Genomic DNA, 18,090 nt, shown 5'->3' on the forward strand with positions numbered 1-18,090 from the left:
CATGGATAAATCGTCATCTCCTGTTTGGGATAAGTCAATTCTCGGATTTTGTTGCTGACCCATAAGTGTTAGCTTCTACCTGTGACGCTGGATGATCTGCGGGTGTTCGTTGAGGTCTGTGAGCGGGGCAGTTTCACCGCGGTGGCGCGGGCCCTGTCGTGCAGTCAGTCGGCGGTGAGTCAGCACGTGCGTCGCCTGGAGCGGGAGTTCGGCCTGAGCCTTCTCGAACGGCGTCCGCGTGGCGTGCTGCCCACGTCGGCCGGGCGGTTGCTGCGTGACGCGGCCGTCGCCGGGGTGGGTCAGATCGACGCGGCGGCGCTGCGACTGCGCGCGCTGGCGGCCGGTGGGGCGGGTGAGGTGCGGGTCAGCTCGGGAGCCGCGACCGTCCGGCACTTCATGCCCGAGGCGATCCTGGAGCTGCGCCGTCGCTACCCCGGCGTGCAGCTGACCCTGCGCACGCAGCCGACCACCCGGGCGTGCCTCACCGACCTGGCCGCGAACCGCGCCGACATCGCCCTGATCTCCATCAGCGGGCCGATCCCCGACGTCGAGCTGCGTCCCCTGGTCGAGCTGCGGTGGTCGCTGGCGGTCAACCGCGACGACCCGATGGCGGCGCGGGAGAGCCTGGACGTGGCAGAGCTCGCCGGCATACCGAACATCGTGCTGCCGGTGTCGTCGAGCTCCCGGGGGCGGCTCGAAGCGGTGCTCGGCGAGGGCGTACTCCCGTCCCAGGCCGTCTCGGACTGGGACACCGCGCTGTTGCTCGCCGAACTGGGGGTGAGCCGGGCCGTCGTGGCGACCGTCCCCAACTGGGCGCCGTCGGTCCACCCCGACCTCCGGCTGGTGCCGATCCCGGAGCTGCCCGGCCCGACCGCGGGCTGGGCGGCACGCTCATGGGCCGACCTTGAGCCGCCCGTCATCGAGTTCGCCGACCTGGTCGCCCACCAGATGCGCGGCTCGAAATGACAGGGCGGTAGTCAGGTCAGGGGTTCGGCGGGCGCCACATCGGGAACATCGGCGGGCCGCCGGGCATGAGGATCGGGTCGCCGAGGTCCTGGTAGCCGTGGCGCAGGTAGAGCCTGCGGCTGTCGGTGCTGCTGGCCTCCAGGTACGCGGGGACGCCCGCCTCGTCGAGCCCGCGGTGATACCCCTCAAGCAGCCGGGTCCCGGTCTTCCGCCTCTGGTGGCCGGGGAGCACGGCGAGGAACGCCAGGTAGTGGTGCGGGGCGTGGGGGTGGCGCCTGTCCATCTCCTCGCCCATCTGCCCGATGCGCTCCGTGTGGGGACCGGCGATGGCCTCCACCCGGGCGTCCCGGTCGGGGATCTCGGGAAGCGGCTCCGTGCCCTTGTGGAACCACACGGCGACGGCGGACATGTCGGCCGTCGCGTGGACCTCGCCGTGGACGAGGGCGCTCTCGGTGACCATGGAGAAGAAGGGGGGCATCACCCGGCGGCGGTCGTCCTCCGACGGGATCATCCAGGCCGAGATCTCCTGCGTGTGGAAGGAGGTCGCGATGATCGCGCCGACGGTCTCGGCGGCTCCGGGGACGTTCTGGACACGAATGATCTCTGTCACTGGGGCCCTCCCACGGCCGCCTGGGCACCACGCCCGATGTTCGCGTACACCTTCGGCCGGTTGGCCCGCAGGGCGAGCCCCCACATGACGCCGAGTCCCATGGCGACGAAGTAGACCGCGGGCATGATCCAGCGCAGCGGGGAGTCGGAGGCCACGCCGAGCACGGTGTCGAAATTGATCATGACGAGCGTGATGACCACGACCAGCAGGACCGAGGAGATGGCCGGGGCGATCCTGGTCCGCCAGGCGTTCTCCGCGTTGGGGTTCTTGGCGAAGAAGACCAGCACGGAGACCGAGGTCGCCGCCAGCATCATGAGCAGTCCCAGGCCGCCGAACGATCCGACGGTGAAGAACAGCTGGACGACCGGATCCAGGCCGAAGACCGCGTACACGATGATCGTGATCAGCCCGATGACGCTCTGCGCCAGCGAGCCGTTGATCGGGGCGCCGGTCCAGGGGGAGGTGCGGCCGAAGGTCTCGGGCAGCACCCTCTCCCTGCCGAGGGCGAAGACGTAGCGGGAGATCGTGTTGTGGAAGGCGATCAGCGCGGCGAAGAGGCTCGTCACGAAGAGGAGGGAGCCGATGGTGGCGATGGTCGCCCCCAGGTGCTGCCCGGCCAGGTTGAACAGGAGGTTCGAACTCTGCTCGCGCGAGGTTTCGACGATCTTGTCCGAGCCGATCGGCACGGTCATCGCCCAGGAGGACAGGGCGTAGAGCCCGGAGATGACGGCGAGCGCGACGTAGGTCGCGATGGGCACCGTACGCCGAGGATCCTTGGTCTCCTCGGAGAACACCACCGACGACTCGAAGCCCGCGAAGGACGCGATGCAGATCGCGACCACCGCGCCGACCCCGGGGACGAAGAGGTTCGACGGGTCGAAGACGTCGAGGCTGTAGCCCGAGGCCGCCGGGTTGACCAGGTCCGCGATGTCGAACACGATGACGACGGCTATCTCCGTCAGCAGCAGGACCGACAGGACCTTTCCGTTCACGTCGACCCGCATGAGACCGAGCGCCCCGGTCAGCACCCAGGCGACCAGCCCGATGACCCACCAGGGCGGGGAGCTTCCGAACCAGTCGGTGATCGGCTGTTGGGCGGCCGCGCCGATCATGCCGTAGAGCCCCACCTGGAGCGCGTTGTAGGCCAGCAACGCGACCCACGCGGTCGCCACCCCCACCGGCCTGCCAAGTCCTTTCGCGGTGTACGCGTAGAACGCCCCGGCGTTGACGACGTAACGGGCCATCGTCACGTAGCCGACGGCGAACAGGCCCAGGATGGCTCCGAGCAGGATGAAGGCGAGCGGCACGCCGGACACGCCGGTCGCGGCGTAGGCGGAGGTCACCGAGCCACCGATGACGGTCAGTGGCGCCGCCGCCGAGATGACGAAGAACACCACCGACGGCACGCCGAGGCGGTCCTGGGCGAGCGCCGCGGAGACGGCGCTGGCCCTTCGTTCTGTCACGGACATGGGGATCCTTGGAATGAGGGAGGGAGGTTCACCGGCGGCTGATGATGGAGTCACCCACGGCAGCCTCGGTCTGGGCGATCAGTTCCCGGAGCGGCGCCGGGAGGGCGGCGATCGAGTCGGCGAAGTACTTCGGGCTCTGCTCCCACAGGACGAGCCGGTTGCCGCCGGTCGCGACGAGCAGCCCCAGCAGGACACTGTCCTGGACGTTGAGCCGCTCACCGCGCTGGATCGCCAGGTTGACGCGTCCACCGGGCCACGCCGCGACGTTCACGTCGGCCGGTGCCTGCCTCCGCGACAGGCGTCCACCGGGCGGGCGCAGCAGGCCCTCGGCGGTCATCCGGGCCGCCACGTCGGCGAGAGCCGTACGGGCGAAGAACTGCAGCCAGGTGTGGAAGCGGTGCGAGGGTTCGGCGATGATGTGGCCCAGGGCGGTTCTGACGAGCGCGTCCTCCGGCGGCGTCGTGTCGAGAACGACGAGCCGTATCTGCCCCGCTGCCAATCCCACGGTCGTCCGCCCGGTGAGCATCAGCTCTCCCAGGATGGCGGCGGCAAGCCCCAGACCGGCCAGACGGGCATGAAGCCGTATCCGACCTGTCGAGTTGTCATGCATGACAAAGAACAGGTCGTTGGCCAATCGGGTTCTTGAAGGATTAACTCCAACCACGAACGGCGATCGTATAGCTAAATCATTAAATTTGTCATTATATGGATGGAGATCCGTCATCCGACACAGGCCAGGCGAGACCTGAGAAAACGGACAGGTAGTCAACAACCTGGAGCCCTGTCGCGGGTATCTCGAAAATATGGGCGAATATCGAAATTTCCTATTTTTGGCCAGTCGTGGGCGGGTGCCGGGAGGGGCGCCGGAGCCGGAACGACCCCGGTCAGGCGGCTTCCTGAAGCGTGATCCCGCGGCCCCCGATGAGCCTCCACGGGATTTTAATACGGGGATTTTCGGCAGTTTGGGACTGGCGTAATGCCGCGTGGCCGAGGGCGTGACGACCGTCGCCGCGTCCTTCGTGAGGGGAACGGTCAGCCTGGGAATTCTCTGCCGCGCATGCCCCCTGAACTGGAGAGACGCCTTTCCGCCGGGACTGAAGGAACAAGGCCTGACCGTGGGAGGACGGTATGACGCCATCCGGCGCGAGGTGGAGCGGTGAGTCCGAGGTGCCCGAGCTCGTTGGACTGACCGTCCGTGAGGCCAGGAACGTCGGGCACCAGGCGGGTTTCGTGGTCACCGCCGCTGATGTGGACGGACCGCCCCTGGGCGAGCTGACCTGGCCCGGAATCTGGGTCGTCACGGGCCAGGCCCCGTCCCCTGGAACACGTCTGCGTCGCTGGGAAAACGTGGTGATCGAATTCGAGAAGCGGTCAGGTGACGGGTCAGGCGGAGTTCGCGAGCCACGGCGGCCACTGCCCGATCCTGGAATGTTCGGCGTGGAGCTTGACCCAACCGAATAGGCGGATTCCGGATCTACCGGAGGTAGGCGCGGGCGAAGTTCGCCGAGGCCATCCGTTCCGCCTGGGTGAACCACCCGTGAACGGCCTCCGGCGGCAGTGAGGGAAGCGCCGACGCGGCCTGCCGCAGCCGGTCGAGCGCGGCGTTGGCGCGACGCCGTACGGCGTCGAGATCGACCCCGGTGAGCCTGCCGTACAGCTTGCGGATCTGACCGGCGACGAGCACGGTGGAGACGTCCGCGGCCGTGGACTGGAGCACGACGGAGCCGGTCGGATGGCTGGAGCGGACGAGGTCCATGCGCGGGGACACGACGATGAGGTCGGCCTGCTTGCCGGGGGTGAGAGAGCCGGTGAGTTCGCCGAGGCCGAGGGCGTCCGCGCCGTTGCGGGTGGCCCAGGCGAGCGCGTCGCGCACACCGAGGCCGACGCGGACGGGCATGGTGCCGGTGCGGTGCACGGCGTCGTGGTCGAGGCAGCGCTGGAACTGCAGGCCGAGCCGCATCTGGGAGAACAGGTCGCCGGAGCCGACGCAGACGATGTCGGTGCTGATCGCGGGGGCGAGGCCGTGGTCGAGGGCGGCGCGGAAGGGCGGGTGGCCCATGCCCATCTGCATCTCGGTCTCTGGGGCGATGGTGACCTTGCCGCCGGTCTCGGCGAGAAGCCTCCACTCCTGGTCGGTCAGGGCCGGGCAGTGGATGTGCAGGTGGCCGGGCAGCAGCAGGTCGTGGTCGTGCAGTTCGCGCAGGCCACGCAGCAGGATGGAGCCGGTGGCGGCGCCGGTGTGGGAGGCGCCGAGGACGCCCAGGTCGCGGGCGGTGCGGATCTCCTCCGCGGTCTGCTCGAAGGGCAGGATGCCGAAGTCGCTGTAGAGCAGCCCCATCCGGCCCAGGCCGTCGGCGGCGAAGTGCTCCGCGCGCACCCGGCGGGCGTCACGCAACCGGTCGGCATGGCCGTCGAAGGCGGGAGGCTGGAAATCGAAGGCCTGCATGCCGTACGCGTAGACGAACCGGATCCCGGACGCCTTCAGCGATTCGACGGCCGCGTCGGCGTGCGCGGGGCTGTTCACGCAGTCGCAGCAGTCGAGGATGGTCGTGACCCCGGCGTCGAGTGCCTCCAGGGCGCCCACCTGCGCGGCGGCGCCGAGATCGTCGGCGGTGACGAGCGAGCCGATGCCGTAGAAGGTGGAGGCGAGGAACTCCAGGAGTGACTGGTCGGCCGACTGGCCGCGCAGCAGCGCCATCCAGGTGTGCCGGTGGCTGTCGATCATGCCGGGCAGGACGAAGCCGCCCGCGGCGTCGACGCGCTTGGCGTCTACGTGATCGAACTCCTCTGCCGTGCGGCCGACCGCGGCGATCCGGTCGCCCTCGATGAGGACGGCTCCGCCGGGCAGCTCGCCCAGGTCGTCGTCCATGGTGATCACATGGCCGCCGGAAATCAGTGTGCGGTTCATCGTGTACGGCTCCCGCGGGCTCGAACGGGTCGGGTGGTGATCCGATGCTGGCGGCGGGGGAGCGGGGCGCGCCAATGCCGCTTGGGCCGTGAGGTATGCCGATCCTGAGGTATCTCGTCCTGGTTATGGCTCGCGACCGAAAACGTATTGGACAGCGCCGGAGGGGCGACACAGGATGACGGCAGAGGTATCCTAAAGTGGATCCAATTTCCGACCTCGGTGGGAGTGGACATGGGCGGACGTCACGTCCACGACGTAGTCCGTGGTCACCGGCTCGTAACCGGGCAGCTCCACGGCCCAGGTGACCTCGACCGGTGGCGCGAGCGTGCCGTCCGCCGACAGGGGCACGGTGATCCCCAGCCCCGTCGCGGCGTCGACCAGCGGCCCGAAACGGTGCCAGGGGTCGGCGTCGGTGATCAGCCCGATCGCGGAGCTGAGCACGTGCAACTCCTGCACCCGCCGCGCCCGCGCGCCGTCCCGGTCCCGCATCGCCTCCAGGAGGGCCCGGTCGAGCTCGACGGCGAAGGCCGGGATGCGGCGGCCGCGGTAGTAGAAGCGCTGCAGCCGCGACAGCCGCCGGTAAAGGTCCTGGGCGATCTTGGACAAAGTAGGCCCGAAGGTCGCCTCGTGCAGGCCGTGGAAGGCGGCGTGATCACGGTGGAAGTCGCGCGCCTCCTGCGGCCGGCCGCGCATCAGCGCCGAAAGCTCGGCCATCCGGGCCAGCGACTCCTCGGAGATCTCCCTGGTCGCCCTGGGCACCATCGGCGCGTGCAGCATGAGCAGCGCGGCGTAGAGCTCCTCGGCTTCGTCGAGGTCGAGCCCGGCGACGGTGATGCCGTGGTTGGCCCGGGAGAGCACGAACCCCTCGGCCTCCAGCATCCGCAGCGCCTCGCGCAGCGGGGTGCGGCCGACGCCGAGCCGCTCGCCGAGCTCGCGCTGGGTGAGCCGCTGACCGGGCAGGATGCGTCCGCTGAGGATCAGCTCCCTGAGCTCCTCGTGCACCCGCGCGACCGCGTCGCCCGATCGCGACCTGTCATTTGTATCCACCTTTGGATCATATCTACGAACCAGAGAGAACCAGTGAGGAGCAGGAGATCGACCTACTCAACGGACGGCTGAAGCTCCGTCACCTCATCGTGGTGGTGGCCGTCGCCGAGCAGGGCAGTGTGGTGCGGGCCGCCCAGCACCTGCGCCTGGCCCAGCCCGCCGTGACCCGCTGCCTGCGCGAGCTCGAACGCATCCTGGACGTGGAGCTGTTCGTCCGAGGGCCGCGCGGGGTGAGCCCCACCTTCTACGGCGAGGCGTTCCTGGAACACGCGCGGGCCGCGCTGGCCGAGCTGCGGCGGGCGGGGGAGAGGATCACCGACCTCGCGGACGGACGCCTGGGCACGGTCAGGGTCGGCACCCTGCTGGCGGGCTCCAGCCAGCTCCTGCCCCGGGCGATCGCCGACCTCAAACGGGCGCACCCGGGCGTCACCGTGCTGGTTTCCGAGGCGACCTTCGACAAACAGGTGCTGCGGCTGCTCGCCGGGGAGCTCGACCTGATCGTGGGCAGGCTCACCCCGCTCGGCGACCTGGGCGGGCTGCGGCAGATCCACCTCTACAGCGAGGCGATGCGGCTGGTCGCCCGCCGCGACCACCCCGTGCGCGGGCGGACAGGACTGGGGCTGGGCGACCTGGTCGGCTACCCGTGGATCCTGCCGCTGGCACAGACCGCCCTGCGCCAGGAGGTGGAGCGGGCCTTCCGCGCCGAGGGCCTCGACCTTCCCGAGGACGTTGTCGAGTGCACCTCGATCCTCACCGTGCGCACCCTCGTGCGGGAGACCGACATGATCGCCGTGCTGCCGGAGCTGATCGCCGCCGCAGACGGCGACCTCGCGCCGCTCGCCGTACCCCTGGAGGGCATCAGGCGGGCGGTGGGGGTCACCGTCCCGCAGGAGCGGTCACCGACGCCCGCGGCCGGGCTGCTGCTCGGCTACCTGCGCGAACGCGCCGCCGCGCTGGAACTGCCGGGCGGCGATCAGAACAGGTTCAGCAGGGCACGGGTGAGCGCGGAGTCCGTGTCGGCGAGGTCCAGGATGACGTCGTAGTGGTGCCGTCCGGGCACGGTCAGCAGCTCGGACGGCCACCGCGCGTGGAAGCGCGCCGCCTGGTCGAGGAACCCCGCGCCGTCGTGCTCGGCCACCACGACGTGGGCGGGACAGCCGGGCTCCACCGGACGCAGCAGCGGGCTGAGCGCGGCGGCACGGGCCTCGTCGAGACCGAGCCACTCGTTGACGTAGGTGCGGACGAGCGGACGCAGATCGAACAGGCCGCTGACCGGGAGCACCGCGCGGACTGCCGACGGCGGCAGGCCGAGCGGCTCCTGCCAGCCGCCGACCGCGGTCATGGCCGCCAGGTGCCCGCCCGCCGAGCTGCCGCCCACGACGATCCTGGCCGGGTCGAGCCCGTGCTCGGGGCCGTGGCGGTGGATCCAGGCGACCGCCGTACGCACCTGGCGGACGATCTCCTCAAGACTCGCGCGGGGCGCGAGCGTGTAGTCGGGAACCACCGTGGCGATACCGTGGTCGGCGAGCGCGCGGGCCATGAAGGCGGAGTCGTGCCGCGAGAGCATCCGCCAGTAGCCCCCGTGCAGGAAGACGAAGACCGGCCGCGGCCGCGCACCGGTGCCCCAGACGTCGAGCACCTCTCCCGAGTCGTCGTACGGCAGGCCCGCACGGCCGGGCAGCCCGGCCACGGCGGCGACCGACTCGGCCCGGTAGCGCTCCATCATCCGGGCGAACTCCACCTCGCCCACCGTGGCCCGAACGTCGTACCCCGCGTCAGGGGTCACCGTACGAACTCCGCGAGATGCCAGGCCAGGGCCGCCGGTGACTCCAGGGTCGGGAAATGGGTGCGCCCGCCGAGCCACTGGGCGCGGTACCAGGGGTGTTCGGCACCGAAGGCGAGCTGGGCCAGGTGGTAGGCGTCCTCGGCAGGCTGCGAGTACAGGTGCATGATCGGCCGCGGCTCCCCGAGCGCGGCCATCCGGGCCAGCGGCGAGCCCCAGCGCGCGTAGGCCGCCTCGATCACCCGGCAGGAGCGGGCCCACATCTCGAAGCCGAAGGAGCCCATGTCCCGGCTCAGGTGCTCGGCCACCGGCGGGCAGTCGGCGCCGTCCAGCCACGTGTCGAACAGCCGCTGCCGCCCCACGGCCCACAGCTCGGGGTCCTGCCCGGCCCGCAGGTCGGCGAGGAAGGCGTCGGGCGCCTCCAACTGCAGCCAGTCGATGACCGCCACCCGCGGTACCCGGGCACTCCCCAGCCGGTCGGCGAGTTCCAGCGCCGCCCAGCCGCCGTGCGAGGTGGAGACCGGCACCACCCGGTCCACGTCGAGCGCGTCGAGCAGCGCGACCAGGTCCTCGGCCTGCTCGGCGTAGCCGAAGTCGGCGACGGAGGAACGGTCGGCCCCGTGGCCCCGCCAGTCCGCCCTGATCACCCGGTGCGCGTCGGCCAGCAGCGGCACCAGCGGGTCGAACAGGCGGTGGTCCTGGCACCAACCGCTGAGCAGAAGCAACGTCGGCCCGGTGGAACCGGTGACATCGTGGTCAAGGGCATGCCCGTGCAGAGTCAGGGTCTTCACGCCCCCAGCGTCCTGTACGGCGTGCCCCCACCGCCAATGCCGTTTCTGGCCGCCGCCATACCCTGTCTGACCATTGCATTCTTGGCATATGTCCCGAGCGAACCGGTATTGGCGGCCCCGCCCCGGCGGCTGAAGGATTCTGGCCACCGTCCCTCCGACACAGGAGCCCAGCCAGATGAGCGAACACGTGTTGACCGCGATCCGCGACCTGCTGCCCGTCCTCAGAGAACGCGCGCAGGCGACCGAGGACGCCCGCGTGGTCCCCACGGAGTCGATCAAGGAGCTGCGCGAGGCGGGCTTCTTCCGTCTGCTGCAGCCCACGCGCTTCGGCGGGCACGAGGCCGACCCGGTGACCTTCTACACCGCCGTGCGCCTGATCTCCAGCGCCTGCGGCTCCACCGGCTGGGTCTCCTCGGTGCTCGGCGCCCACGCGTGGCACGTCGCGACCTTCCCGGCCGAGGCCCAGGAGGAGCTCTGGGGACAGGACCCCGCAGCCCTGGTCTCCTCCGCGTACGCGCCCGTCGGCCGGGCCACCGCCGTCGACGGCGGCTACCGCCTGTCGGGCACGTGGAACTTCTCCTCGGGGGTGAACCACGCCTCCGCCGCCATCCTCGGGGCCCTGATCATGGGCGAGGACGGCAGGCCCGCCGACTGGGTGGCCTTCCTGGTGCCACGCGAGGACTACGCCGTCCACGACGTCTGGCGCACCGTGGGCCTGCGCGGCACGGGCAGCAACGACGTGGTGGTCGAGGACGCCTTCGTCCCCGCGCACCGCGTGCTCAGCTTCGCCGACTCCTTCCGCTGCGTCTGCCCGGGGCAGGAGGTGAACCCGGGCCCGCTGTACCGCATCCCGCTCTACTCGCTGATGACCACCACGATCGCCACCCCGCTGGTCGGCATGGCCACCGGCGCCTACGAGGCGCACGTGGCGCACCAGCGGCGGCGCGTGCGGGTGTTCGCGGGGGAGAAGGTGAAGGACGATCCGTTCGCGAAGGTCCGCGTCGCCCGCGCGGCCAGCGAGGTGGACGCCGCCTGGCTGCAGCTCACCCGCAACATCACCGAGATCTACGACACCGCACGGCGCGGCGAGCCGATCCCCACCGCGCTGCGGCTGCGGCTGCGCCGCGACCAGGTGCGGGCCTCGGAGCGGTGCATCGCGGCCGTTGACCAGCTCTTCGAGAACTCCGGGGCGGGCGCGCTCGCCGAGGGCACCCCGATCCAGCGGTTCTGGCGCGACGCGCACGCGGCGCGGGTGCACGTCGCCAACGACCCTGAGGCGGCGCTCAAGCTCTTCGGCGACGGGGAGTTCGGCGAGGACGTCACGGTGGGCATGTTGTGAACCCCTCGCTCTTCCGGCAGGTCCTGGGCCACTTCTGCACGGGCGTGGCGGTCGTCGCGACCATGCGGGACGAGCGGCCGGTTGGCTTCGCCTGCCAGTCCTTCGCCGCGCTCTCGCTCGATCCGCCGCTCGTGCTGTTCTGCCCGGCCAGGTCGTCCGGCACCTGGCCGGCCATCGAGAACTCGGGCCGCTTCGCCGTCAGCGTGCTGGCCCACGACCAGCGCGAGACCAGCACGCTGTTCGGGCGGGGCGGCGCGGACCGGTTCTCCAGCACGCCCTGGCGGCTCTCGCCCAACGGCTCGCCGCTGCTGGAAGGGGCACTGGCCTGGGTGGACTGCTCACTGGAGACCGTGCACGAGGCGGGCGACCACCACATCGCCGTGGGCCGCGTCCACGACCTGGGCACCGGCCCGGCCGAACGCCCCCTGCTGTTCTACCGAGGCGGCTACACCGTCACCGAACCCCCGGCCGCACCCGCCCCCGCCCAGGAGACCTTCCTCACCTGGGCCAGGCCGGGGGACTGGTGCTGAACCACCGCCGAAACCCCGGCCAAGCTGTTCGGCGGAATGCGGTCACAACCGGGGGCGCGCCACCGGCACGGTGACATCGATCTGGGGTGGCGTTCTCACGAGGGCGGACCACATACGGTGGTGACGGCCGGATGACGTGCCGGGCTCCGGTTCCCAGGAGGAAGACATGCGGCGGCGACTCAACCTGATCCTGCTCGGCGTGCGCGACGTCGCCGCCTCGGTCGCGTTCTACGAGGCGCTGGGCTGGCGGAGGTCCACGGCGGGTTCGGACGAGTTCGCGCTGTTCGAACTGGGTGGGGTCGCGGTCGCCTTCCAGTCCCGGACGGCCTTCGCCGCCGACGCCGGTCTCCCCGACAGGGAACCGGGCGGCTTCTCCGGCTTCGCCCTGGCGTACGTGGCCCGCAGCGCCGAGGAGGTGTACCAGGTCATGTCCAGGGCCGCCGACCTGGGCGCCACCGTCACCCGCCCGGCAGGCCCGAATCCCTGGGGACACAGCGGCTACTTCACCGACCCCGACGGCCACCTGTTCGAAGTCCTCTACGAAGACGGCTGGATCTTCGACGACCACGACGACCTGGTGCTCTGAGCGGTTTCGTCTCCAGACGGTGAGTCACCAGCCGCCCCACCCTCTGCAGCCCCACCACGGGCCGGTCAGATGCCTGAGCCCGTACTCGTAGTCCTCGGCGCGGGGCTGTCCGTGAGGCGCCCATACGAAACATCTCGATGGTGCGATGAACCAGTCGCCGATCCGCAGTTCGACGCCGATGGGGGCACTCTTATCCTCACCGACGATCTCGCCGCATACCGAGAAGAGCCCTGTCCATGCGCAGTCGTCCTGTGCGCCGCTGCGCAGGACATCCTGGGCGAAGCCCTCCATGCTGGCCTGGGAAAGCGCGAAGCGCGCCTTGAATGGGAGATCGACATCGACGGCGAGCCACAACCCCCCGATGATCGCGGGTAACGCGAGCCAGCCGAGAAGGCGGTGCCGTACCGCCGCGGCGTCTCGTATCAGTGCCACCGTGAGGCGGACGATCCAGTACAACACCAGTGGCGCGAGGGCGAAGATCACCACCAACAAGGATTCGGTGTAGCTGAAGGGGACGCTCACCCACAAGGCGATGACGAGGACGGTGATCACGATGGCGGCGTGATAGCCCCGTCCCGGGGGCTTGTTGACCACGGCGTCACCATAGCGCCGGGGCCGCTCACCGCCGACAACCGGACGCGCACCGCGGAATCCGGACTGTCAGGTCCGACCCGCGCGTGGAACTCCGGGACGGCGCCGTGGAGAGGGCCGCGTTCCGGCCAGCCGTACGGCCTCAGCCTCCGAAGCGCGCGACCCGGACCAGGCGGCGCAGCCGTACAGCATGCCGATCTTTGGTCACGCCCGATCGTCCGGCAGCCTCTCGTCGCGATCCCGTGGGCTCGTCGGCCAGCGCGACGGGCTGAACCAGTGAGCTGTACGGCCCGGCGCCCGTGGGCCTCCTTGTCGAGACGTTGACATCTGATATATTAGAGTTTACGTTGCACATGCAAGGAGAGGGGCTGGCATGGGTCAGAGTCGAGTTGTCGTCATCGGCGGCGGTAACGCCGGCTTGTGTAGCGCGTTGGCCGCCCTTGAGGGTGGGGCCGAGGTGACACTGCTCGAAGCCGCCCCGGAGCCCGAGCGCGGTGGGAACTCCGGATTCACTGCGGGGGCCATGCGCTTCGCCTACGACGGCAGGGAGGACATCGTCCAGCTCGTCCCCGACCTGTCAGAGGATCAGCTCGCGAGGACCGACTTCGGCAGTTACCCGAAGGAGCAGTTCTTCGACGACATGGCCCGGGTCACGCAGTACCGCTGCGACCCCGACCTGGTCGATCTGCTCGTGACGCGCAGCTTCGACACGTTGAAGTGGATGCGCGAAAAGGGCGTACGGTTCCTGCCGATCTACGGCAGACAGGCGTTCCAGGTGGACGGGAAGTTCACCTTCTGGGGGGGCCTGACGCTGGAGACCAACGGGGGCGGCCCCGGGCTCGTCGACTCGCTGTTCAACGCGTTCGAGTCGGCGGGCGGCAAGGTGTTCTACGGCCACCGCGCCGTCGGCCTCACCGAGGACGGCGGCAAGGTGACCGGCGTCGTGGTCCGCACCGGCGGGGAGATCCGGACGATCTCCGCCGACGCCGTCGTGCTGGCCTGCGGCGGATTCCAGGCCAACGCGGAGTGGCGCACCCGCTACCTGGGGCCGGGATGGGAGTTCGCCAAGGTCCGCGGCACCCAGTTCGACGTGGGCGACGGGCACCGCATGGCGCTGGAGATCGGCGCCATGTCGTGGGGCAACTGGTCGGGCTGCCACGCGGTGGGCTGGGACAGCAACGCGCCCGCGTTCGGCGACCGCGTGGTCGGCGACGGGTTCCAGAAGCACAGCTACCCCTTCGGGATCATCGTCAACAGCCGCGGCGAGCGGTTCGTCGACGAGGGCGCGGACTTCCGGAACTACACCTACGCGAAGTACGGCCAGGAGGTGCTGCGGCAGCCGGGACAGGTCGCCTGGCAGGTCTTCGACAGCAAGGTGACCCACCTGCTGCGCGACGAGTACCGGATCCGGCAGGTCACGAAGATCGTGGCACCGACCCTGGAGGAACTCGTCCGGCGGATGGACGGCATCGACGCCGGGCAGTTCCTGCGGACGGTCCACGAGTACAACGAGGCGGTCGACCAGTCGGTCCCGTTCAACCCCAACGTCAAGGACGGGCGGAGCACCTCGGGGCTGCCGGTGCCGAAGTCGAACTGGGCCAACACCCTCGACTCGCCACCGTACGAGGCCTACGCGGTGACGTGCGGAATCACGTTCACCTTCGGCGGCCTGAAGATCGACACCTCGGCGCGCGTGATCGACGTCACCGGCGAGCCCATTCCCGGCCTGTACGCGTGCGGGGAGATCGTCGGCGGGCTCTTCTACTTCAACTACCCGGGGGGCAGCGGCCTCACGGCGGGTTCGGTGTTCGGGCGGATCGCAGGGTCGGCGGCCTCGGCCGCGGTCGGCCGCTCCGCCGCGTCGTCGGTGAGCGCGTGAGGTGGCCGTGCTCGGCGGAGTGATCGTTACCGGTGCGGGCGGGGGCATCGGCGCCGCGGTGGCCGAGTGCCTCGCCGCCGCGGGCTACGGCGTCGTCGTGAGCGACCTGGGGGTGTCCGTCGACGGTCACGACCCGGACCGGCAGGTGGCGGAGTCCGTGGTCGAGGCGATCCGGGCCCGGGGCGGCCGCGCCATGGCCCACCAGCACGACGTCGTCTCGTTCGACGCGGCGGCCGATCTGGTACGGCGCGCGGTCGAGGAGTACGGCTCGCTCGACGGCCTCGTCACCTGCCACGGCATCCTGCGCGAGCGCATGATCTTCAACATGACCGAGGACGAGTGGGACTCGGTCATCGCCGTGCACCTCAAGGGCACGTTCAACTGCGTGCGCTTCGCCACGGAGCAGATGCGCCGCCAGCGCGGCGGAAGCATCGTGGTGCTGAGCTCGGCGGCGGGTCTGGAGGGCAGCCCCGCGCAGGCCAACTACGCGGCGGCCAAGGCGGGCATCGTGGGCCTCGCCCAGAGCACGGCGCTGGCGATGGGACGCTACGGCGTCAACGTCAACTGCGTCGTCCCCTCCGCGGCGACACGTATGACCTCGCGGCTCACCGGACGAATGCAGGCCAGCAGGCCCGACGCCGAGCGGCAGGGTCCCGAACTGGTCGCCGCGCTCATCCACGCGCTGCTCGATCCGGCCAACCGCCACATCACCGGACAGACCTTCACGGCGGCAGGCCGCAGGCTCGCCCGGTGGGCGCCTTTCGAGGAACAGGAGAGCGTGCGCCTCGCCGACGAGTTCACCTACTCCGACGTGACCGGCGCGGTCCGGCAGCGGCTGGGAGCCACGCCGCTCCGCCGGTTCGCGGCGCTCGGGCTGCCGACACCGGCCGCGCCCGACCACCAGACCACGGACATCCTCGAAGTGGGAGACGGAACATGAACGCCCGGCCGACAGTGCGCTCCTCGCACGATCAAGCCGCCACGCGCGCCGAGGGGATGTCGCGGTGAGCGGGCGCAGCGTGCCGTTGGAGATCGGCACCGCCGTGGGAGCGGCGGACGAGCACCACGTGCGGGTGCGCGGACTGGACCTCGTCGACGACCTGATCGGCGAGCTGACCTACACCGAGGTCGCGCTGCTCGCGGTGACCGGCCGCAGGCCGACCCCCGCCGAGACCAAGGTTGTCGACGCGGTGCTGGTGAGCCTGCTCGACCACGGGCTGACGCCCAGCGCGCTCGCCGCGCGGCTGACGTTCTGGTCGGCTCCCGAGGCGATCCAGGGAGCCGTCGCGGCCGGTCTGCTCGGCGCGGGAAGCGTGCTGCTCGGTTCGATGGAGGGCTGCGGGCGCCTGCTCACAGATATCGCTGACCAGGTCGCCTCCGGTGCCGAGGCCCGTGACGCGGTGGACACGCGGCTGCGCGCCATCGTGGACGTGGGCGGGCGGATCCCCGGTCTCGGTCACAGCCTGCACCGCGACGGTGACCCGCGCGCCGGGAAGCTGCTCGCCGTCGCCCGCGGCCAGAAGGTCGCGGCGCGGCACGTCGAGCACCTCGAACTCGTCGTCGAGCGGGCCGCCGCCCTCACCGGCAAGGCACTCCCGCTCAACGCGACGGGCGCCGCCGCCGCACTGCTGCTCGAAGTGGGCGTGCCCTGGCGGCTGCACCGCGGCTTCGCCCTGATGAGCCGTACGGCAGGCCTGGTCGCGCACGTCGGTGAGGAGCTCGAATCGCCCATCGCCCCCGCGGTGCGCGCCGCGCTGCGAGCCGCCAGCCGCATCGAACCGGAGGTGTGAGCGGTGTCGGATGCCGTGGAGCCGGAACCGGGGTGGGAGATCTTCGTCTGCGACGAGTGGCGGGCGCGGGTGCTGCAGGAGATCACGGGCCTGGACGGCCCGCCGTACGCCGACGGACATGTGCCCTGTCCCGCGCTGCTGCCCCCGACGTTCCTGGTGGCGCATCGGACCGACCCGGACGCCATGGGTGTTCCCGACGCGCCGGTACGGCTCAACGCCGGCAACTGGTGCAGGTGGGAGGCGCCCGTGATGCCGGGTGAGGTCCTGGAGCGGCGCACGGTGATCGAGTCGGTCACCACGAAGCCGGGCCGGGACAGCGACCTGACGTTCTACCAGCTCGCGACGACCTACCGGCGCCGCATGACGCACGACGTGGTGGCGCGCACGTCCACGACGACGATCCGCACGGGTGCCCGGCAGGGAGGCGGAGGTTCCGGGCGGCACACGGAACCGCCCGCCGACGCCGTACCGGTCATCGAGGTCACCCCGAGCAGCCGCGAGGTCGTGCGGTACGCCGCGGCCACCGACGACTTCTACGAGGTGCACTACGACCAGGCGTTCGCGCGGGCGAGGGGTCTGCCGGGGACGATCACCCACGGCCTGCTCAAACTCGCCTACCTGGCGCGGGCCGCCGTGGAGTGGGGCGGCGACGGGACGTTCGTGCGGGAGCTGAGCGCCTCCTACCGAGGGATGGACCGGGTCGGCGCGCCGTTCCGCGTGCTCGCCAGGGCGGACGACGGCGCGGGGGACGGGCCGTCGCGTCGTCTCACGCTGTACGGCGTCTCCGCCGACGGCGTGGTCAGCACCGTCGGCCGTGCGGTGATCGAGAAGAGCGAAGGAGAGAACGGGCAGTGGCTGAGCGACTGACGGTGCAGACGGTACGCGGACCGGTCCCGGTGTCCGAACTCGGGCGTGTGCTGCCGCACGAGCACGTGGCGTGCGACCTGTTCCGGGTGACACGGCAGATGGGTCTCGCCGCGTTGAACGACCCGGACGAGGCGGTCAGGGACCTGAAGGTCTTCAAGGAACTCGGCGGCGGCTCCGTCGTGGAGGCCACCAGCGGCGGGCTCGGCCGTAAGCCCGGCGTGCTCCGGTCGGTGTCCGAGCGCGCCGACGTGCACATCGTCATGGGCTGCGGGTGGTACCGGGAGCCCTACTACGAAGAGGACATGAACAAGCTGAGCACGGCCGAGCTGACCGACCGCCTGCTGATCGACATCTTCGAGGGTGAGGGTGGCGTGCGGCCGGGGGTGATCGGTGAGATCGGCGCCGACCGCGAGTGGGTGTCCGGGGTCGAGGAGCGGGTGCTGCGCGCCGCCGCCCGCGCCCAGCAGGAGACCGGGCTCGGGCTGATCCTGCACGCGGTCAAGAGCGAGGTCGGCGCCTGGCAGCTCGACGTGCTTGAGGACGAGGGCTGTGACCTGAGCCGGGTCGCGGTCGGCCACTGTGACACCTATCCGGACGTCGACTACCACGAGCGGCTGGCTGAGCGCGGCGCGATGGTGATGTACGACGGCAACGGCCCGGGTGACCCGCTGCTCCAGGAGCAGCGGGTCGCGAACGCGGTCGAGCTGATCCGCCGTGGATGGGCCAGGAGCCTGCTGCTGTCCCACGACGTCTGCGTGCTGGGGATGCGCGAGCGCCGCGGTGGACCGGGCTACTCATACGTGCTGCGGCAGGTCGGTCCCGACCTGGTCGCGGCCGGGGTTCCCGAGGAGGTCGTGGAGACGATCTTCCGCGAGAACCCGTTGCAACTGCTCGCCGGGCACCGCCCGAGCGGCAACTGAGGCACGCCTTTTCC

At 70.6% G+C, this 18,090-nt stretch carries 19 protein-coding genes; 11 read left to right on the forward strand and 8 right to left on the reverse strand.

Features of this window, described 5'->3' with window-relative positions; all coding sequences use genetic code 11:
* Nucleotides 1–81: 81 nt before the first annotated feature.
* Entirely contained in the window at nucleotides 82–966 is an 885-nt protein-coding gene (locus FHS44_RS03605; RefSeq protein WP_184712413.1) for a LysR family transcriptional regulator, read from the forward strand.
* A 16-nt stretch (nucleotides 967–982) separates the two neighbouring features.
* Here the strand turns inward: FHS44_RS03605 and FHS44_RS42230 are convergent, their stop codons facing one another.
* From FHS44_RS42230 to FHS44_RS42235, 3 genes are read right to left on the reverse strand one after another with little or no spacing between them, the layout of a single operon-like run.
* Nucleotides 983–1,576: a GNAT family N-acetyltransferase gene (locus FHS44_RS42230; RefSeq protein ID WP_184712414.1), complete on the reverse strand. Its 594-nt coding sequence runs from the start codon at nucleotides 1,574–1,576 to the stop codon at nucleotides 983–985.
* Nucleotides 1,573–3,045: an APC family permease gene (locus FHS44_RS03615; protein ID WP_184712415.1), complete on the reverse strand. Its 1,473-nt coding sequence runs from the start codon at nucleotides 3,043–3,045 to the stop codon at nucleotides 1,573–1,575. Before FHS44_RS03615 ends, FHS44_RS42230 begins: the two co-directional genes overlap by 4 nt.
* Nucleotides 3,046–3,073: 28 nt before the next feature.
* The gene (locus FHS44_RS42235) at nucleotides 3,074–4,183 is read right to left on the reverse strand and encodes a GOLPH3/VPS74 family protein (RefSeq protein WP_312863519.1); all 1,110 of its coding nucleotides are present in this window, start codon (nucleotides 4,181–4,183) and stop codon (nucleotides 3,074–3,076) included.
* Between FHS44_RS42235 and FHS44_RS42660 the strand changes: the two genes are divergently transcribed.
* The gene (locus tag FHS44_RS42660; RefSeq protein ID WP_376771555.1) at nucleotides 4,174–4,506 is read left to right on the forward strand and encodes a PASTA domain-containing protein; all 333 of its coding nucleotides are present in this window, start codon (nucleotides 4,174–4,176) and stop codon (nucleotides 4,504–4,506) included. The genes FHS44_RS42235 and FHS44_RS42660 overlap by 10 nt on opposite strands.
* A gap of 13 nt (nucleotides 4,507–4,519) precedes the next feature.
* Here the strand turns inward: FHS44_RS42660 and FHS44_RS03625 are convergent, their stop codons facing one another.
* Nucleotides 4,520–5,953, reverse strand: a complete 1,434-nt coding sequence (locus tag FHS44_RS03625) for an amidohydrolase family protein (protein ID WP_184712417.1) — start codon at nucleotides 5,951–5,953, stop codon at nucleotides 4,520–4,522.
* 192 nt (nucleotides 5,954–6,145) lie between these two features.
* Entirely contained in the window at nucleotides 6,146–7,000 is an 855-nt protein-coding gene (locus FHS44_RS41605) for a GntR family transcriptional regulator (RefSeq protein ID WP_184712418.1), read from the reverse strand.
* 2 nt (nucleotides 7,001–7,002) lie between these two features.
* Between FHS44_RS41605 and FHS44_RS03635 the strand changes: the two genes are divergently transcribed.
* On the forward strand, nucleotides 7,003–8,043 hold the full coding sequence (locus tag FHS44_RS03635) for a LysR substrate-binding domain-containing protein (RefSeq protein ID WP_221460314.1): 1,041 nt from the start codon (nucleotides 7,003–7,005) through the stop codon (nucleotides 8,041–8,043).
* On the opposite strand, the gene FHS44_RS03640 is transcribed toward FHS44_RS03635, so the two are convergent.
* Nucleotides 7,974–8,786: an alpha/beta hydrolase gene (locus FHS44_RS03640; RefSeq protein ID WP_312863520.1), complete on the reverse strand. Its 813-nt coding sequence runs from the start codon at nucleotides 8,784–8,786 to the stop codon at nucleotides 7,974–7,976. The genes FHS44_RS03635 and FHS44_RS03640 overlap by 70 nt on opposite strands.
* Complete coding sequence (locus FHS44_RS03645; RefSeq protein ID WP_184712419.1) at nucleotides 8,783–9,574, reverse strand: alpha/beta fold hydrolase; 792 nt, start codon at nucleotides 9,572–9,574, stop codon at nucleotides 8,783–8,785. Before FHS44_RS03645 ends, FHS44_RS03640 begins: the two co-directional genes overlap by 4 nt.
* A 175-nt stretch (nucleotides 9,575–9,749) precedes the next feature.
* Between FHS44_RS03645 and hsaA the strand changes: the two genes are divergently transcribed.
* The 3 genes from hsaA to FHS44_RS03660 all read left to right on the forward strand — a co-directional run bounded on the left by hsaA (nucleotide 9,750) and on the right by FHS44_RS03660 (nucleotide 12,029).
* Nucleotides 9,750–10,913 carry a 3-hydroxy-9,10-secoandrosta-1,3,5(10)-triene-9,17-dione monooxygenase oxygenase subunit gene (gene hsaA, locus FHS44_RS03650; protein ID WP_184712420.1) on the forward strand — a complete coding sequence of 388 codons (1,164 nt, stop codon included), beginning with the start codon at nucleotides 9,750–9,752 and terminating at the stop codon, nucleotides 10,911–10,913.
* A complete protein-coding gene (hsaB, locus tag FHS44_RS03655) occupies nucleotides 10,910–11,443 on the forward strand; it encodes a 3-hydroxy-9,10-secoandrosta-1,3,5(10)-triene-9,17-dione monooxygenase reductase subunit (RefSeq protein ID WP_221460315.1) in 534 nt (177 codons plus the stop codon). The genes hsaA and hsaB overlap by 4 nt, the downstream gene beginning before the upstream one ends.
* A gap of 166 nt (nucleotides 11,444–11,609) precedes the next feature.
* On the forward strand, nucleotides 11,610–12,029 hold the full coding sequence (locus FHS44_RS03660; RefSeq protein WP_184712421.1) for a VOC family protein: 420 nt from the start codon (nucleotides 11,610–11,612) through the stop codon (nucleotides 12,027–12,029).
* 24 nt (nucleotides 12,030–12,053) lie between these two features.
* On the opposite strand, the gene FHS44_RS03665 is transcribed toward FHS44_RS03660, so the two are convergent.
* Complete coding sequence (locus tag FHS44_RS03665; RefSeq protein WP_184712422.1) at nucleotides 12,054–12,623, reverse strand: hypothetical protein; 570 nt, start codon at nucleotides 12,621–12,623, stop codon at nucleotides 12,054–12,056.
* A gap of 370 nt (nucleotides 12,624–12,993) precedes the next feature.
* Here FHS44_RS03665 and tcuA point away from each other — a divergent pair, with 370 nt between their 5' ends.
* From tcuA to FHS44_RS03690, 5 genes are all read left to right on the forward strand, one after another.
* On the forward strand, nucleotides 12,994–14,499 hold the full coding sequence (gene tcuA / locus FHS44_RS03670; RefSeq protein WP_184712423.1) for an FAD-dependent tricarballylate dehydrogenase TcuA: 1,506 nt from the start codon (nucleotides 12,994–12,996) through the stop codon (nucleotides 14,497–14,499).
* A 19-nt stretch (nucleotides 14,500–14,518) separates the two neighbouring features.
* The gene (locus FHS44_RS03675) at nucleotides 14,519–15,439 is read left to right on the forward strand and encodes an SDR family NAD(P)-dependent oxidoreductase (RefSeq protein WP_184712424.1); all 921 of its coding nucleotides are present in this window, start codon (nucleotides 14,519–14,521) and stop codon (nucleotides 15,437–15,439) included.
* 64 nt (nucleotides 15,440–15,503) lie between these two features.
* Entirely contained in the window at nucleotides 15,504–16,289 is a 786-nt protein-coding gene (locus FHS44_RS03680) for a citryl-CoA lyase (RefSeq protein ID WP_221460317.1), read from the forward strand.
* Between the two features lie 3 nt (nucleotides 16,290–16,292).
* Nucleotides 16,293–17,156, forward strand: coding sequence for a MaoC/PaaZ C-terminal domain-containing protein (locus tag FHS44_RS03685; RefSeq protein ID WP_184712425.1), 864 nt, complete (start codon nucleotides 16,293–16,295; stop codon nucleotides 17,154–17,156).
* Nucleotides 17,141–18,076 carry a phosphotriesterase family protein gene (locus FHS44_RS03690; protein ID WP_184712426.1) on the forward strand — a complete coding sequence of 312 codons (936 nt, stop codon included), beginning with the start codon at nucleotides 17,141–17,143 and terminating at the stop codon, nucleotides 18,074–18,076. Before FHS44_RS03685 ends, FHS44_RS03690 begins: the two co-directional genes overlap by 16 nt.
* The last annotated feature ends 14 nt before the right edge of the window (nucleotides 18,077–18,090 follow it).

This window comes from Streptosporangium saharense, assembly GCF_014203715.1.
Classification (GTDB): Bacteria; Actinomycetota; Actinomycetes; order Streptosporangiales; family Streptosporangiaceae; genus Streptosporangium; species Streptosporangium saharense.